This window comes from Affinirhizobium capsici (genome assembly GCF_977018625.1).
Genome location: NZ_CDRNXD010000004.1, coordinates 2424827 through 2441119 on the forward strand (window position 1 = coordinate 2424827; position 16293 = coordinate 2441119).

At 55.8% G+C, this 16293-nt stretch carries 14 protein-coding genes; 7 read left to right on the forward strand and 7 right to left on the reverse strand.

All coding sequences use genetic code 11. From position 1 onward, the window contains the following. Nucleotides 1–45 precede the first annotated feature (45 nt). The 7 genes from AC0JZ1_RS14995 to guaA all read left to right on the forward strand — a co-directional run bounded on the left by AC0JZ1_RS14995 (nt 46) and on the right by guaA (nt 7052). Entirely contained in the window at nt 46–1587 is a 1542-nt protein-coding gene (locus AC0JZ1_RS14995; protein ID WP_471883130.1) for a di-heme oxidoreductase family protein, read from the forward strand. After that, nucleotides 1587–2693, forward strand: coding sequence for an imelysin family protein (locus AC0JZ1_RS15000; protein ID WP_471883131.1), 1107 nt, complete (start codon nt 1587–1589; stop codon nt 2691–2693). The genes AC0JZ1_RS14995 and AC0JZ1_RS15000 overlap by 1 nt, the downstream gene beginning before the upstream one ends. Nucleotides 2694–2697: 4 nt before the next feature. Next, complete coding sequence (locus AC0JZ1_RS15005) at nt 2698–3777, forward strand: DUF1513 domain-containing protein (RefSeq protein WP_471883132.1); 1080 nt, start codon at nt 2698–2700, stop codon at nt 3775–3777. Between the two features lie 64 nt (nt 3778–3841). After that, complete coding sequence (locus AC0JZ1_RS15010) at nt 3842–4294, forward strand: TspO/MBR family protein (RefSeq protein ID WP_471883472.1); 453 nt, start codon at nt 3842–3844, stop codon at nt 4292–4294. Between the two features lie 55 nt (nt 4295–4349). Beyond that, nucleotides 4350–4799 carry a PaaI family thioesterase gene (locus AC0JZ1_RS15015; RefSeq protein ID WP_471883133.1) on the forward strand — a complete coding sequence of 150 codons (450 nt, stop codon included), beginning with the start codon at nt 4350–4352 and terminating at the stop codon, nt 4797–4799. After that, nucleotides 4796–5434, forward strand: a complete 639-nt coding sequence (locus AC0JZ1_RS15020; protein ID WP_471883134.1) for a 5'-methylthioadenosine/S-adenosylhomocysteine nucleosidase — start codon at nt 4796–4798, stop codon at nt 5432–5434. The genes AC0JZ1_RS15015 and AC0JZ1_RS15020 overlap by 4 nt, the downstream gene beginning before the upstream one ends. Before the next feature lie 40 nt (nt 5435–5474). Then, the gene (gene guaA / locus AC0JZ1_RS15025; protein ID WP_471883135.1) at nt 5475–7052 is read left to right on the forward strand and encodes a glutamine-hydrolyzing GMP synthase; all 1578 of its coding nucleotides are present in this window, start codon (nt 5475–5477) and stop codon (nt 7050–7052) included. 78 nt (nt 7053–7130) lie between these two features. Here guaA and AC0JZ1_RS15030 read toward each other — a convergent pair whose 3' ends face one another. The 7 genes from AC0JZ1_RS15030 to AC0JZ1_RS15060 all read right to left on the reverse strand — a co-directional run bounded on the left by AC0JZ1_RS15030 (nt 7131) and on the right by AC0JZ1_RS15060 (nt 16289). After that, nucleotides 7131–8288, reverse strand: a complete 1158-nt coding sequence (locus tag AC0JZ1_RS15030) for a hypothetical protein (protein ID WP_471883136.1) — start codon at nt 8286–8288, stop codon at nt 7131–7133. After that, nucleotides 8275–10239 (reverse strand): DKNYY domain-containing protein, encoded by a 1965-nt coding sequence (locus AC0JZ1_RS15035; protein WP_471883137.1) that lies wholly within the window; start codon nt 10237–10239, stop codon nt 8275–8277. The genes AC0JZ1_RS15030 and AC0JZ1_RS15035 overlap by 14 nt, the downstream gene beginning before the upstream one ends. A gap of 137 nt (nt 10240–10376) precedes the next feature. Beyond that, nucleotides 10377–11357: a beta-ketoacyl-ACP synthase III gene (locus AC0JZ1_RS15040; RefSeq protein WP_471883138.1), complete on the reverse strand. Its 981-nt coding sequence runs from the start codon at nt 11355–11357 to the stop codon at nt 10377–10379. Further along, nucleotides 11354–12622, reverse strand: a complete 1269-nt coding sequence (locus AC0JZ1_RS15045) for an adenosylmethionine--8-amino-7-oxononanoate transaminase (protein ID WP_471883139.1) — start codon at nt 12620–12622, stop codon at nt 11354–11356. Before AC0JZ1_RS15045 ends, AC0JZ1_RS15040 begins: the two co-directional genes overlap by 4 nt. Beyond that, complete coding sequence (gene bioD, locus AC0JZ1_RS15050) at nt 12619–13257, reverse strand: dethiobiotin synthase (protein WP_471883140.1); 639 nt, start codon at nt 13255–13257, stop codon at nt 12619–12621. The genes AC0JZ1_RS15045 and bioD overlap by 4 nt, the downstream gene beginning before the upstream one ends. Further along, complete coding sequence (locus tag AC0JZ1_RS15055) at nt 13254–14390, reverse strand: 8-amino-7-oxononanoate synthase (protein ID WP_471883141.1); 1137 nt, start codon at nt 14388–14390, stop codon at nt 13254–13256. The genes bioD and AC0JZ1_RS15055 overlap by 4 nt, the downstream gene beginning before the upstream one ends. A 285-nt stretch (nt 14391–14675) precedes the next feature. Further along, nucleotides 14676–16289, reverse strand: coding sequence for a glycoside hydrolase family 43 protein (locus AC0JZ1_RS15060; RefSeq protein ID WP_471883473.1), 1614 nt, complete (start codon nt 16287–16289; stop codon nt 14676–14678). Nucleotides 16290–16293: the final 4 nt, after the last annotated feature.

Sequence of the window (16293 nt, forward strand, 5' to 3'; positions counted from 1 at the left end):
AAAGGCAGGGCCGCCGGATCATCCTCTGGCGGCCCTGACGATTGAATGCGCCCCCAATCTCTCTTGCCCGCTTTCTGTTTGGTGTTCATCTATCTGGCAAGTGTTCCCGTCGGAACAGCTGCGAAGGATGATGTGCCGGAGGCATGGCAGAAGCGATCCGATCTTTCCGCAGTTGATTTGGAGCGGGTGAAGAAGGTGGTGCGCCCGACGCAGGATTTCGCAAAAGCGGAAGCGTTTGAGGCCATGGCAGGGGGTTCCGGAACCTCGCTTGCTACCGCTGACCAGAACGCCTTTTCGCAAGCCTCTTCCAACCTTACATTCCAGCAGCAGCACGAGTTCAAGCTTGGCAACGCGCTTTTCACCAAGCTCTGGGTAGCCGCGCCCTCCTCCACGCAAGCATCCGATGGTTTGGGGCCGCTCTACAATGCACGCTCCTGCCTGAGCTGTCATGTGAGAGACGGTCGCGGACACCCGCCGGAAGGTGCCACCGAACACGTCTCGATGTTTCTGCGGTTGGCCCGCGCGTCTCGCACGCCGGAGGAACAGTCGCGTATTGATAGCCATGAGGTTCTGAATTTTCCTGACGCCACCTATGGTGAACAGTTGCAGGATCTGGCTGTGCCAGGGCTTGCCGCCGAAGGCGAGATGAAGATCATCTATGAAGAGGTTGCTCTTACCCTTGCCGACAGCACTAAAGTTTCGCTTCGCAAGCCGAATTACGTTGCAGCGAACCTCGCTTATGGCCCTCTGGAGCAAGATGTCACGCTCTCTCCACGCGTTGCACCGCCCATGCTTGGCATGGGCCTGATCGAAGCCATCCCCGAAGCAGATATTCTGGCCCATGCAGACCCTGATGACCTGGATGGCGATGGAATTTCTGGTCGCGCTGCGGTCGTTCGCGAACATCGAAGCGGCAAATTGGCACTTGGTCGCTTCGGCTTCAAAGCCCAGAACGCGACGGTGCGCGATCAGGTCGCCGCAGCCTTTTCCGGCGATATGGGCATTTCTACCCCTGACAGGCCCGACCCCAACGGTGATTGCACCCCAACGCAAACGCAGTGCCAATCAATGCCGAATGGGGTTCAGCCGCGTCTGGGAAATACGGAAGCACCAGACCCTGTTGTTGATCTCGTCACCTTCTATTCCCGCCACTTGGCAATTCCGCAGAGGCGCAATGTCGATTTGCCGGACGTTTTGAAGGGCAAGGAGATATTCTACCAATCTGGCTGTGCAAGCTGCCATATACCGAAATATGTGACCCGCCGTGATGCTTTGGATAAGGCACAGGCTTTCCAGTTGATCTGGCCCTATTCCGATTTTCTGCTGCATGATATGGGCGAAGGTCTAGCGGATGGACAGAGCGTTGGCTCTGCGTCCGGGCAGGAATGGCGAACCCCTCCACTTTGGGGCATTGGGCTGACAAAAACCGTCAGCGGGCATAGCTTCTTTCTGCATGATGGCCGCGCGCGCGACCTTACCGAAGCCATCCTTTGGCATGGCGGAGAGGCAGAAAAAGCCCGCAATGCATTCGCTGCGTCGTCTCGTAAAGACCGAGAAGCGCTTTTGACCTTTCTGGAGTCGCTATGATGCGCACGTTGATGTTTGCCTTCAGCCTCGTTCTGTCCACAGCGGGCGGTGCTTTCGCGCAGGATGCCAATCCATCCCCGCCGCCGGTTCTGACGCATGAAAAGACGGTGGCGCTGATGGAAGCGACCATCGAAAAAGTGATCGAGCCCGGTTACCGCGACTTCACCGACAAGGCTGGTCAGTTGACAGACCGGATGATGCAGCTTTGCTCCATGCCATCGCAGGCAAACCTGGAGCAGGCGCGCGATGCCTTTGCCCGTACGGCTAGAAGCTGGGGGCAGATCGAGATCGTTCGGGTTGGGCCAGTGCTTGAGAAGAACCGGTTCGAGCGTGTGCTGTTCTACCCGGACAAGAAAGGGGTGGGCCTTCGACAGGTACAGGCTCTCCTTTCCACCTCCGATGAAGCCGCGGCCTCCCCTGCAACGCTCGCCAGCAAAAGCGTTGCCGTCCAGGGTCTCGGCGCGCTGGAATTTCTTCTCTACGGTACGGGCTTTGAAGAGGTTGCCACGAAGGCCGATAGCTATCGCTGCCGCTATGGTCTGGCCATTGCCGGCAATATCCAGCGTATCGGCACAGAACTCGTGCAGGCTTGGGATGATCAGAACGGCATTTCGAAGGACTGGAAGAACCCAGGGCCGCAAAGCGCTGCTTTCCGCACCGATCAGGAAGCCGTGACGGAGGTGCTTGGTATTCTGGTCCATGCGTCAGAAGCGCTCCGTGACCAGCGCATCGAGAGCTTCTACAAGGGTGAAGAGGCACAAGCCTTCGCGCGACAGGCGCTTTTCTGGCGTTCCGGCCTCTCCTTTGCCATGCTGAACGAAAACCTTGAAGGCGTGCAAAACATGCTGAACGTATCCGGCATTATCAATCTTCTGAATGACGATCAGCAGTCCATCGTGTCCTCCATCGATTTCGTGCTGAAATCACTCATCCGCACGGTCAACAAAATCAACACGGACGTGGAGAAGGCGGTTACTAACCCTGATGACCGCCAAAGGCTTGATTTTGTGCTTCTCAATAGCCGCGACCTCATCATCCGCCTGAATGATGGGCTTGGAGGTGGCCTCGGCCTCGGCGCAGGCTTCTCCTTCTCCGACGGAGATTGATGCGATGCGCACAGTGGCCATTGACCGGCGCGCATTCATCCGGGCTGCAGGTATAGGTTTTCTCGGTGCGCTCACGCCTCGTCAGCTTTTTGCCCTCGACAGGGCCGATGCTGTGTTTGCATCGGGTTTCCGCGCGCCGGATGGAAGCTATGGCATCGCCACCATCAGTGAGCGCGGCGAAGTGATCGATCAAACCCTCCTGCCAGCTCGCGCCCACGGTCTTGCTTTCTGCAAGGAGACGGGCCGTGGCGTTGCATTTGCCCGACGACCTGGCACGTTTGCGATGATCTTTAATCCCTCCCGTGAAACAAAACCCGTCATCATTCATACGCCCGCGGATCGTCACTTCTATGGACATGGGCATTTTTCGCCGGATGGTAAGATCCTTTATGCCAGCGAGAATGATTTCGATGGCAATCGCGGTGTCATCGGTCTCTATGATGCGACAAACGGCTTTGCGCGTGTAGGCGAGTTCGATGCTGGTGGTATCGGCACCCACGACATGACGGTCAGCGACGATGGCCACTTCCTGATCATCGCCAATGGCGGCATCGAGACCCACCCGGATTTTGGCCGCACCAAGCTCAACCTCGACAACATGCGGCCTTCGCTCGCCATTCTGGATGCAAAGGATGGTAGACTCCTCCAGTGTCATGGCATGCCAGAGCATCTGAGCCAGCTTTCAACCCGGCATCTGGATCTCGATGATGGGGGTCGCATCTGGTTTGCCTGCCAGTATGAAGGCGGGGCGAATGACCATCCGCCACTGGCTGGCCGTTTTGCGCTTGGTGAGGATATCAAATTCCTGGACCTTCCCCGTGAAACCACCGACAAGCTAGCAAATTACGTCGGTGCCATTGCCATCAATCGCAAGGAGAAGCTTGTTGGGCTGGCCTCTCCAAAGGGCGGAGCCGCTATCATTCTCGATGCTGTGAGCGGTCGCGTGCTGGCGGAAGGCAGTGTGCCGGAGGCGGCAGGCATCGCACCTTCAGCCACGGGCATCTCCGTGTCCTCCTATCGCGGAGACCTAGGTTCCACGCACTCCAGGCTGGCCTGGGATCAGCACCTTATACGCCTTTCATAAAACGCGCTTCTTGGGGCCTCCGGGCATCTGGCAAGAAGGCTGGATGCGCCCTACATCGCGTCGCATGAAGCGGATTGTCATCTATCTCATTTTTGTGGTTGCGGTCGCCGGTCTCGGTGCTCTCATTGGTATCAACAATGTCCCAGGCGATTGGTATCAATCACTGAACAAGCCCCCATTCAATCCGCCAAACTGGATCTTCGGTCCGGTGTGGACCACGCTTTACGTGCTGATCGGCATCGCTGGTGCGCGCACCTGGCTGGATGCTCCATCATCTTCCCGCATGCACATCTGGTTTGCGCAGATGGCCATCAACTTTCTTTGGTCGCCAGCCTTTTTCGGCATGGAAAGCACCATCCTCGGCCTCATCGTCATCATTCCGATGCTTCTGACGATCATCGCCTTCATCAGCAGAAGCTGGAATCGGGATAGGGTGAGCGCACTTCTCTTCCTGCCTTATCTGGCCTGGGTAGGCTTCGCAACGCTGCTCAACATCTCGCTTTACCTGCTGAACTGAGCTTGCAGTGCCTTTGAGCCCATGCCAATTTCGCAATTGCGAAAAGGGGCGGTGAATGGACGAGACGGATCTGGGCGATTTTCGGGAGCGGGTGGCGAAGAGTTACGAGCGGCAGCAGTTCATGCGCACGCTTGGAGCCGAACTGACCAGGGTGGAACATGCCATGGTCGAAATCGAAATGCCTTTCGATGCAAAGCTGACGCAACAACATGGCTTCCTGCATGCCGGCGTGATCTCTGCGGCTCTTGATGCAGCTTGTGGCTACGCGGCGTATACAGTCATCGACCCGCAGGCTTCCATCCTCACCATTGAGTTCAAAGTAAATCTGATGTCGCCGGGCCGCGGCGACCGCTTCCTGTTCCGCGGTGAAATTACCAAGCCGGGTTCCACTATTATTGTTGCCGATGGTCGCGCCTATGCTTTGAGTACCGGCCCTGCAAAACTGATCGCATCCATGAGCGGCAGCATGATGGTGATCCGTGGGCGAGAGGATGTGACAGGATGAGCTTTGAGTTGAAGACCGTGGCAGGCAAGCGCCTGCTCTTCGTCATGGCAGCAAAGCCGGAATATGGTCCGCACCTTCAGGCGCGAATGTCTCCGCTGATCACCGGCATCGGCCCGGTTGAAGCGGCTGTGGTTCTGACACGGACGCTGACGGAACTTGCGGCCCGTGAAGATTTGCCCGATCTCGTTGTTTGCCTCGGCTCGGCTGGCTCCCGCAGGCTTGAGCAGACGGAAGTCTACCAGATTTCCTCCGTCTCCTACCGCGATATGGATGCTTCTCCCCTCGGCTTTGAGAAAGGTCGTACGCCGCTTCTTGATCTCCCGGCGGTGATAGAGCTTCCGCACAGCATTCCAGGCATTCCTGTTGCGTCGCTGTCCACCGGAGCCAACATTATCTCCGGCTCCGGCTATGATGGGATCGAGGCCGATCTTGTTGAAATGGAAACCTTTGCCGTTCTGCGGGCGTGCCAGGCTTTCGATCTTCCACTTATCGGTCTTCGCGGCATTTCCGATGGCAAAGCAGAGCTTCAACACGTTAGCGACTGGACCGAATATCTGCACGTCATCGATGAAAAGCTGGCCTGGGCTCTTGACCGCTTGACGCAGGCCCTTGTTTCCGGCGATTTGCGGCTCTAACGCAGTTGCAAAAACGGTCGCTTTTCTTTAAAGGCTCGCCATGACCCAGACAGCCCATCCAGACAGCATCCTCATCATTGATTTCGGCAGCCAGGTGACGCAGCTGATTGCGCGCCGTATTCGCGAAGCCGGGGTCTATTGCGAAATCCATCCGTTCCAGAATGCGCAAGGCGCATTCACCAAGATGCAGCCGAAGGGCGTTATCTTCTCTGGCGGTCCCGCTTCGGTGACCGCAGAAGGCAGCCCCCGCGCTCCGCAGGAAGTGTTCGATTACGGCGTACCCATTCTCGGCATCTGTTACGGCCAGCAAACGCTCTGCACCCAGCTAGGCGGCGTGGTCGAAGGCGGCCATGCCGCGGAATTTGGCCGCGCCGATGTTGAGATCAAGTCAGCCAGCCCGCTGTTTGAAGGTTTCTGGGATGTTGGTGGCCGCTATCCGGTGTGGATGAGCCATGGTGACCGCGTTACCAGGCTGCCGGAAGGTTTTGAGGTTATCGCGACCTCAGAAAATGCGCCTTTCGCAATTGCTGCCGATGAGAAGCGCCGTTACTACACCACCATGTTCCATCCGGAAGTGGTGCATACGCCCGATGGCGCAAAACTCCTGTCAAACTTCGTGCATAAAATTGTTGGCTTGAAGTCGGACTGGACCATGTCCGCCTATCGCGCGGAAATGATCCGCAAGATCAAGGAACAGGTTGGTGATGGCCGCGTGCTCTGCGCCCTTTCAGGCGGCGTGGATTCCTCCGTTGCAGCCGTTCTGATCCATGAAGCCATTGGCGACCAGCTCACCTGCGTCTACGTCGATCATGGGCTGATGCGCATGGGCGAGAGCGAACAGGTCGTCGGCATGTTCCGCGATCACTACCATATCCCGCTGATCCACGTGGACGCGTCAGACCTGTTCCTGACGGAATTGGCTGGCGTCAGCGACCCGGAGGTGAAGCGTAAGACCATTGGCCGCCTTTTCATCGAGGTGTTCGAAGCGGAAGCTGCCAAGATCGCGGCTGATGGCAAGGGCGCACCGAAGTTCCTGGCACAGGGCACGCTCTATCCTGACGTGATCGAGAGCGTTTCCTTCTCTGGCGGTCCCTCCGTCACCATCAAGAGCCACCACAATGTGGGTGGCCTGCCGGAACGCATGAACATGCAATTGGTGGAGCCGCTTCGCGAGCTGTTCAAGGATGAAGTGCGCGCACTTGGCCGCGAACTAGGCCTGCCTGACAGCTTCATTGGCCGCCACCCCTTCCCCGGTCCGGGCTTGGCTATTCGCTGCCCCGGCGCCGTAACGCGCGAGAAGCTCGATATCCTGCGCAAGGCCGATGCGATCTATCTCGATGAGATCCGCAAGGCGGGTCTCTACGACACCATCTGGCAGGCCTTTGCCGTGCTGCTTCCGGTACAGACCGTTGGTGTCATGGGCGATTACCGCACCTATGATTTCGTCTGCGCACTTCGTGCCGTCACCTCGGTCGATGGCATGACCGCTGACTTCTATCCCTATGACATGAACTTCCTGGGCCGCACCGCGACCCGCATCATCAACGAAGTGCGCGGCATCAACCGCGTGGTCTACGATGTGACCTCGAAGCCACCCGGCACAATCGAGTGGGAATAAGACCCTCAAAAGCCGGTGACACCATCACCGGCTTTTTTGTTGTCTGGCCCTGTTAAAGCATAGATCGAACAATTGCTCTCAAGGCGCGAAACCAAGAACAGCAGAACGCACCAAGTCATAGGCAGTCATACCGGGAAGACGGGTGAAGAAGTCGTTGCGGCTGGCAGTTTCAGCCCAAGTTGACCATTGGCTGACAACAATGAGTTGACCGTCCTTCCAAACCGCTGTTGCATCGATCACACCAATATCCTCGCCTTTTTTGTTTTTGGCGGAAAATCGAAATTCCCGATTGTCCAATTTCTTTTCGGACATAGCCGCGTTTTGGCTGACATCGAGCAGCACCGGAGTTTCGACATCCGGCGCTTGCTTAACGAAATAATTGCGAATGATTTCCGTGCCTGTTTTTTCCAGATCTGGCTTTTCCGCCCGTTTCTGAACATTGAGCCAAATGAGCCCGACATCTTTATTTTGGCTGCGGCGAAGCAAATGCAATTCAGCTGGCAAGGGTCCATGAAAATCATTGATCGGAACGTCCCAGTCCTTCGAGATCTGCAAATCAATCTTCCGCTCATCAATTTGAAGCGGGACAGACTGCATGTCGCTGCCAAAATTTGCCTGTTTGCCATCTGAGAATTGAAATTCCTTCAAGAAGGCAGCCGAGTATGTATCCAAATCCTGCAAGGCTTTTTTGGCACGTTCCGGTTTCGGCTCACCCGTGACATTGACTATGAAATGAATTGCGAGCGCATTCTTGCCTTTTGCAAAACAGGTGCTGAGGATCGCACTCTTCGGTTCACCGTTTTCGCTTTGAGTTGCAAAAACCTTGGCCTCCGTCAAATCCGAGGCAGTGTCGATCAAGCGTGGCGTGTAGCCTGCGATCTCCGCCTCGTACTTACACAAGCGCGCCGCAGCAGGCGGGCTTTTCAGATCGTATCCAACAATGGTGGTCTCCACTTGCTGGCCGCCACCCCCTGGCGTCACCTTCCCGATGATTTTCACTCGACCAATGGAGCCGGGTTCCATCTCTGCCATCGGCACTGTCTCAGCCTTGGCATCAGCTGGCACCTGCGTTTCAAAATTAAGTGCGGGGACCCTGAAATCGAATAGGTGTTTCCTCCAACCAATGTCCTCGGCTTTCGCTGTCACGACGCTAGAGAAGAGAAGGACTGGGATAAAAAACAATCTCAGAGCTTTACGTTCCGGCATCCGGTTTCCTTCGGGTTTAAGAACCTTCATCTGTTTCTGGTTCCGAACTGCTGTTGAGCGATTCTACAGAGCGCCTGAGTGTTTTGTCGTGGATATGAAACGTGGTGTTATCTACCTTTAGGGCATGGCGCCCAACGACAGTCGCGTTTTGGTAGTCGATCTCATCGCACACCATCAAGCCGTAGTGAGAAAGACCGTAGATACGCTGTACATCGTAGGCGAAAACGAAATTCAGGAAGCGAAGCGCGGCGGGATCGAGACCGGGAACAGGTTTACGATACTGCCCCCGCAACAGCATATGGCCGTTCGCATCAATCAGAAGATCCTCATGTGGGCTCCAGGCCGTCATGGGATCAATCTGGCATTGCTTCTTCACGGCCTTCCCTAGATAGAGCAATTTTGGTCCTATACGGGCGAAGCTATGCCCGAGTGCAACAACAGAGCCGAAATCATCGATGTCGCGCTTGCGAACGCCCGCCACGATCAGTCCTCGGATATCGCGGGCATAAGCTCCTCCTATGACTTCGAAAGAGGCCATATCCGCTTTTACGAGGCGAAATTCACAGAAATCAAGCCCGGTATTGAGATAGTAGGCTTGTCGGGCGTCACGATACCACCCACTCCCAAGGGCCCTGAAACTCTCCGGGTCTCCGCCTTTAACGGGGTCCTTACCATAGGCCTCATAATCCGGTATCACAAAGCGTAGACCGCTTCGATCAGAGAAGAACACATCATCGATGTGCCGAAAGGACTCCAGATCGACATTATCGAGCGAGAGGAGGCCATGACGGGCATTCCGGCTTTTCACCAGTAGACGCGTACCGTCGGTGAAATAGGGACCGCCAAGAGGCCTCAGGTCTGGAGCAGAAACGCCTTCTTTTGCCTGTTCCCTTCGCTCCTTCTCACGATGCCACCAAAGATCTGAAATCTCCGGTCGTACCTCAAAATAAGCTCTCCAATGCTCAAATTCCTTGGAGACCGACCGCACCTCCCCCCGGCAATAGGGGCGATCCTTATCATAGGCGCAGTACTGACCGACTTCAGAAGCGCAGACGAAGCTGGCGCGATCCGCCTCCGGCATGGGTATGCCTTCCCAATAGACACGGTCATGGTCGACAAAATAGGCACCTTCATCGCCAATTGCCTCAAAGCTTGGGGCATGCGCACCAGCAATCTCTGTGCCATAGGCATAGACCTTGCGGTTATCCTTTGCAAAATGGCTTTCCTCCACATGAAAGCCAGGCTTTTGGCCGCGGCCATAATAGTAGCCGACAACTTGGAACGCATCAGGTTCTTCGCTCGGAAATCGGCGATTTGTAATATAATAGCCAGCGGAATTGTCTTTGGCATATCGTTCATTCAACACGATGAAGCTATCTGGATCAGCCCCTCGCGCAACAAACCAATACATCCGGCTGGGCGTCTCGGCCTGTCCGTAAACGCGTCGATTATCCCGAAACCACCTTTCTCCCAATTTCCTGAAGCTGGACGGATCAATGCCCTCTAACGGCATTTTCTTTCTATCAGCAAGTGGCACGCCACCGACACGTACGAACTGACCATCATGAACGTAGCGAATAGGAGGAAAGCCTCTTTCGCAGAGATAAACAGCGGTCCAACCACAGTTCAGGAAGGGACCAATTTCGGGCTGGGCATGAACAACGTCGCGAATAAGCTTGAGCTGCAGACGCATATTAAAAGGTTCCCCAACGGATGGAGCGATCTCCGCGCCTTGAATCAGATGATCGTAAAGGGCACGGTCTTCACCCGGCGGTGCCAGACCATCACGCTCATAGCTGCTCGCCACCCAGGACATATTTGCAAAATTTAGCTGACTATATCGCTCGTTGCATGCTGCAAACACTGCAGCATTTACGTCAAGCCGGGCTAGAACTTCGCTTACCGGATGACCTGCATCGAGAAATAGAACCGCAGCATACCAATGAGCATAAGGGAACGGAAAGGCAGAATTCAAATCCATTTGGCGGAAACCTCATCATGCGCGTTGCATGAGTGAAACTTGCGAATATGATCTATGATCGGGAAATAGGTTATTCCGCCTAAAGTTGAAGATCCACACGCTATAATTTTACTACCGAACGAAGCACGGGCGCCCTATTAAAGCTTCCAGACCACAGCTCCGGCAGACATACCCGCACCGGCAGCAGTCATCAGAAGTATTTCACCCTCTTGGAAGCCTGTTTTCTCCTGTGCGAGGGAGAGGGAGAGCGGGATGGTGGCGGCGGAAGAATTGCCGAAATGAACAAGTGTGCGGATGGCTTTTTCGTAAGCAAAACCAAGCTTTTCGCTTACCGCATTAATGATGCGCCCATTGGCCTGATGCGGGAAAAATCGATCAATGTGATTGCTGTGAATTCCTGCCTCTTGCAGTGCAAGTTCTGAACAGGTGCTCATCATTTCCACCGCCAACGCAAAGACCTTGCGCCCATCCGGCATCGTCATCCTTGTATCGGCAAGTTCCGTTTCAGTATCGAAGGGTTTCAACGAACCGCCAGAGGGGATGGTGATGAGATCGTGATGCACACCATCGGATCGGAAGGCATTGGCAAGTAAGCCATGCCCCTCTTCTGACGACACCAGAACAACCGCACCGGCCGCATCCGCAAACAGGATGGCGCTACCTTTCTCCTGCCAGTTAATGCGGCGGCTCAAGATGTTGGCAGCCACCAGCAGCACCGGCTTGCCATGGATGCGTACCAGCGCGTCTGCCATGATCAGCGCCTGGAGAAAACCTGTGCAGGCACCGGCAATATCCATTGCGCTACTACCTGGGATGCCGAGCTTATGAGCTAGCAAGGGTGCGGAAGGTGGCAGCAGATGATCTGGCGTCGATGTCGCGAGAAGAACGAAACCGATTTGGGTAGGGTGCAGTTCAGCCTGATGCAATGCCATCGCACCGGCCTCGGCTGCCATATCGGTCAGGCTCTCGCCATCTGCTGCCCAGCGACGGGCGCGGATGCCGGTGCGCGCCTCGATCCATCCACTATCAAGCCCAAAATGCCGTTCCAGTTCAGCATTGTCGACCCTACGTTCTGGCACATAATGGCCAAAGCCGGCAAAACGGCTGCCGCGTATCACGAGGGAGCGCCAAATTGATGAATGGCTCCCTCAATTGCTTCGTAGGCCAGATCAAGATCATCACTCGTCACACAATAGGGAGGCATGAGGTAGATTACATTGCCAAGCGGGCGGATCAGCACGCCACGCTCCCGAAAGAAGCGGCGCAGCTTCGGCCCAACCTCTGCCAGATAGCCACCCTCTGGTGCTTGCAGCTCTACGGCAGCAATCGTGCCGGACTGACGAGTTTCAACAATTCCCGCCAGGTGTCCCAGCCACGCCAGACGTTGGCGATGCTCTGCCGCGATCCAATCGAGACGCGCTATTACTGGCTCATCACGCCAGATCTGTATGTTTGCGACAGCCGCCGCACAGGCTATCGGATTAGCCGTGTAGGAACTGGAATGAAAGAAGGTCTTCCGCCGGTCTTTGGAATAGTGCGACGCGAAGATCTCCCTATTCGCAAGCGTGACAGCCAGTGGCAACATGCCACCCGTAATGCCCTTGGAGAGACAAAGAATATCCGGCGAGATGTTGGCCTGCTCGCAAGCGAGCAGCGCTCCGGTTCTGCCCCAGCCAGTCATCACCTCATCTGCGATCAGCAACACGCCATAGCGCTGTGTGACCTGCCGGAACTGCGCCAACACCTCCGCGGAATACATCTTCATGCCACCAGCCCCCAGAACGAGTGGCTCGATCAGCAGCGCCGCAACCTCGCCTGTTCGGCAAAGGCGCTCCAGCGCATCGAGGGTGAGCTGCTCCTGGCCTAAGGCAGGAAAGGGGATTGTGTCGACGCCGAAAAGCAAAGGCTCATAGGCGGCGTTGAAGACGCCCCTTTCTCCTGCTGACATGGTTCCAATCGTATCGCCGTGATAGCTGTGCTCCATCACCACGATGTGGGACCGGGACAGCCCCAGATTGTGGAAATGGCCAAGTGCCATTTTGAGGGCCACTTCGACGGCGGTCGATCCGCTATCGGAAAAGAAAACGTGCTCCAGCCCTGTTGGCGCGACGCGGATCAGTTCCCTCGCCAGCACCTCCGCGGGCTCATGGCTATATTCCGCAAAGATGATCTGATCGTAGCGATCCAGAGCATGGCGGATGGCTTGCACAATGAGCGGATGCCGATGCCCATGCGTGATGACCCACCAGGAGGAGATCGCATCGAGAACCCGCCGTCCATTTTCCTCGACGAGGTAAGCTCCTTCTGTCGCTACAATCTTGCCAAAAGCAGGTTCAAGCGCGTGTTGTGTGAAGGGGTGCCAGATGGGCGACGGTCTTTTCATGACATCTCGCTTCTTGCAAATTGCGACAGATCGAAGCCCTTCCTGAAGGCGGCCCTGAGGGCTTCAGGAGCAAGATCTGCAAGATAGGGGAGACGCCCTAGGACTGGCACCCTGCCCGTCTCTGCGATGACGGCTTGCGTGTCCGGCACCGCTTCACCAATGAAGGCGACACCCATTATTTTGATATTGCGCGCCCTCATGGCTTCGAGCGAAAGCAAAGTATGATTGATCGTGCCAAGGGCGGTGCGCGCGCAGAGGATCGTTGGCAGTTGCCAGCGAGCAAAAACATCCGCGAATGTGACTTTTCGGGTAAGCGGCACCAGAAGGCCGCCAGCACCTTCGATAACCAGTGGCCCCTCAACGGCAGGAATCGTTAGATCGGCAGGATTGATCGCTCTTCCCTCAACCTCTGCCGCGCGATGGGGAGAAGCGGGCAGCTTCAAGCAATAGAGTTCCGGTAAAACACGTGCTTCCGCCGCAGCCAACCTTGCCACAGCTTGGCTATCCGTCTCCTCCTCTAGTCCGCTCTGTATCGGCTTCCAGTAAAAGGCATTCAATGCCTGAACGAGTGCGGCGGAAAAAACCGTCTTGCCAATGCCAGTATCGGTTCCTGTGACAACGAGGGCCTGGCTCACCTATTCTTCTCCATCAAATCCGCAAGACACGAAACCATATTGTGGATGACCTGCTCATCCACGTTCAGGGTCAATGTAATCCTGAGCCTTGCTGTGCGGGCTGGCACTGTGGGCGGGCGAATGGCTCGAATATCGAAGCCCGCTTCCGCCAACTGCCAAGATAGGGCAACAGCACGTCCATCCTCTCCGATCATCACCGGGACGATCTGCGTCGAGCCGAAGTCACGCCCTAGTTTTTCGGCCAGCAAAGCATGGGTGTAGTGAACCTGCCGCAAAAGCTTGAGACGTCGCTGCGGTTCCTGCTGGAGAAGTTTCAGGGCCTGACGTACGGCATAGGCCTGAATCGGCGGCGGCGCTGTGGCATAGATGAATGGCCGCGCCCGATTGATGAGATAATCGCACAGCACCGGATGCGCGCCGACCAGCGCACCAAAACTGCCGAGCGCCTTGCCGCAGGTGTGGATGGATATGAGGTTTTCACGCCCCTCCCAGGTCGCAGCCAAACCTTTTCCTTGCGGTCCCTGCACACCCGTAGCATGGGCCTCATCTACGATAAGAAACGCTTCGTAGCGATCGGCCAGGTTCACCAGCGCCTCCAGCGGCGCGCAATCACCATCCATGGAATAGAGGCTTTCCACGACAAGCCAGGGTCGCCCTTTTGCTCCACTCTGACGCCACTCTTTCAGCGCAGTCTCAAAGACATCTGCATCATTGTGCGGAATGCTTCGTATCAGAGCCCGGCTGGCCCGCATTCCATCATGCGCACTGGCGTGCACGAGTGCATCATGAAGAATGAGATCGCCCAGTTGAGGCAGCGTCGAAAGAACGGCAAGGTTTGCCGCATAACCGCTTCCAAAATAAAGCATCCGCTGAGCACCGAAGAAGAGTGCTGCCTCCTCCTCTAACATCGCATGCTGCTCATGATGACCACGCAGCAGGCGTGAGCCTCCGGCGCCAATTGCTATGCCCTCACGCAACCCTTCCGCAACCCTATTCGCCAGCGTGCTGGAGGTGCCCAGACCGAGATAGTCATTGGAGCTGAAATCGAAGCCACTGGGCTCTGCAAGTCGCCGCAATCTGTCGCGGCGGCTTAAACCTTCTAGTTTTTCGGCGTAATTTCCAGCGAATATCATTTTATAGATAAAAATTGATCTTAGATCCGCAATAATGCCAATTCCATATTTTGGCAAATCAATTTTATAGATAATTCGAATTGCGCGCGCACAGCTCTGACCTTACGATTGGTAAGGAAGGCCTTGTTAAAGGGTGAAGCGATTTCGGGGATGCGGGGCATAAGCAGGGTCAGGTAAAGCCGCCTGCTGTAGTGGCGATATGATTGTAAAATTCGAAGCATCAGTACAAGCAAATGAATACTGGCGAGAGAAATTATTCTTCCGCCAGTATTTTATCATTCAAGTTCAAGCTTTATGCGCCTCATAGGAGAAGCTCAGGAAATCGGCGGGTTTTGCTTGTCCGGTAATATCGAAGGCAACCATACCAGCGAAAGCGCCGGTGAAAGAGCCATGCTCCCCACGCCCGCCCTCATCCGATACCACGCCAGCATCCAGAACCGGGCCGAGTGGCTGCCATTCGCTTTCATCCGCAACACGATGGAAGAATTGCAAGTCGTTATCCTTGACTTCCATCGCTAGATGAACCGGACCATCACCGATAGCGACACCGCTTTCGACTGGAAACTCCATGCGACCATGGGGGAAATCACCGGGGCAAGAGAATATCGTCACCACCCGCCCAAGCTTTTCATGCAGGGTCACAACCGCTGCATGGAATTTGTGCCGATTATAATAATGCGTTAGCCCAGCGACCTGCTGATAAGTCTCCGGATGGAACTCCACCACCGTTTCTGCACGAAACTTGTGATGCTCCTGCCGCCTCGCCACCAGAGCCTGTTCGAACCATGAGCCGATGCTTTCACGTCCTGAAAGCCTTAACGCATCCGGTCTTTCTGTGAGAGAGAACAAGCGCTCCGGCTCTGGCGTGCGTAGCCACTGGAAATCCTGCGGCAGCTCGGGTCCATCGAAGCGATAATCAATCCTCTCAGGAGTTTTGGCCGGCTCTGCATCGCTCGGCGCAGACACATGCACGGCGGGAACAGGACCACCATGCGCGAGATAAAGCCAGTCGTCACGCCACACGCATTTCTGGATGGACGTCTCACGCCCTAGAGTGCAGCGGCGTTTCGGTGCAAGGGGCCTACCGCAGAGGTGGGTGTGGTAGGCCTCACCCTCGGGGGTCTCGACGTATTGACCATGACCTGCCCTTTGCAGCACCGCCTCGGGCGAATCCTTGGAGGTGATGAGATACATATCGGGGTGCATCTCGTAAGGACCGTCAATCTGGCGGGACCGCGCCATGGTGACAGCATGATCGTAACCTGTGCCGCCTTCCGCAGTCGTCAGATAGTACCATCCGTTGCGCTTGAAGAGGTGTGGTCCTTCCACCAATCCCAAAGGACTTCCGGGAAAGATGTTCTTGACGGGTCCTTTCAGACGTCCCGTTTTTGCATCCCATTCCTGAAGAAGAATACCGTCAAAAGCCGGGCTTTTCGGTGCGCCGCCATAGCTTTCCGTGCGGTGATTCCACTGCATGTTCAAGAACCATTTGCGTCCATCGTCATCATGAAAAAGCGAGGGATCGAAGCCCGAGGAATTTACATAGACCGGATCAGACCATTCGCCGGCGATGGTGGGAGACGTGACGATGTAGTTATGCGCGTCTTTGAAGTTGCCGTCATAGCGTTTTACATCTGTGAAGACGAGCCAGAACAGTCCGTCCGCATAGGAGAGGCAAGGTGCCCAGATGCCGCAGCTATCCGGGTTTCCGCGCATATCCAGCTGGCTTTTGCGCTCCAGCGGACGACGAACCAGTGTCCAGTTCACCAGATCGCGCGAGTGATGGATCTGCACGCCTGGATACCACTCGAAAGTAGACGTTGCGATGTAATAATCCTCACCCACGCGGCAGATGGATGGGTCAGGGTTGAAGCCGGGCAATATCGGGTTACGGATCATCATA

What these genes read in the sequence shown, in the direction of transcription:
- AC0JZ1_RS14995 (WP_471883130.1), top strand. Translation starts at nt 46, where the DNA reads ATGCGCCCCCAATCTCTCTTGCCCGCTTTCTGTTTGGTGTTCATCTAT.
- AC0JZ1_RS15000 (WP_471883131.1), top strand. Translation starts at nt 1,587, where the DNA reads ATGCGCACGTTGATGTTTGCCTTCAGCCTCGTTCTGTCCACAGCGGGC.
- AC0JZ1_RS15005 (WP_471883132.1), top strand. Translation starts at nt 2,698, where the DNA reads ATGCGCACAGTGGCCATTGACCGGCGCGCATTCATCCGGGCTGCAGGT.
- AC0JZ1_RS15010 (WP_471883472.1), top strand. Translation starts at nt 3,842, where the DNA reads ATGAAGCGGATTGTCATCTATCTCATTTTTGTGGTTGCGGTCGCCGGT.
- AC0JZ1_RS15015 (WP_471883133.1), top strand. Translation starts at nt 4,350, where the DNA reads ATGGACGAGACGGATCTGGGCGATTTTCGGGAGCGGGTGGCGAAGAGT.
- AC0JZ1_RS15020 (WP_471883134.1), top strand. Translation starts at nt 4,796, where the DNA reads ATGAGCTTTGAGTTGAAGACCGTGGCAGGCAAGCGCCTGCTCTTCGTC.
- guaA (WP_471883135.1), top strand. Translation starts at nt 5,475, where the DNA reads ATGACCCAGACAGCCCATCCAGACAGCATCCTCATCATTGATTTCGGC.
- AC0JZ1_RS15030 (WP_471883136.1), bottom strand. Translation starts at nt 8,288, where the DNA reads ATGAAGGTTCTTAAACCCGAAGGAAACCGGATGCCGGAACGTAAAGCT.
- AC0JZ1_RS15035 (WP_471883137.1), bottom strand. Translation starts at nt 10,239, where the DNA reads ATGGATTTGAATTCTGCCTTTCCGTTCCCTTATGCTCATTGGTATGCT.
- AC0JZ1_RS15045 (WP_471883139.1), bottom strand. Translation starts at nt 12,622, where the DNA reads ATGAAAAGACCGTCGCCCATCTGGCACCCCTTCACACAACACGCGCTT.
- AC0JZ1_RS15055 (WP_471883141.1), bottom strand. Translation starts at nt 14,390, where the DNA reads ATGATATTCGCTGGAAATTACGCCGAAAAACTAGAAGGTTTAAGCCGC.
- AC0JZ1_RS15060 (WP_471883473.1), bottom strand. Translation starts at nt 16,289, where the DNA reads ATGATCCGTAACCCGATATTGCCCGGCTTCAACCCTGACCCATCCATC.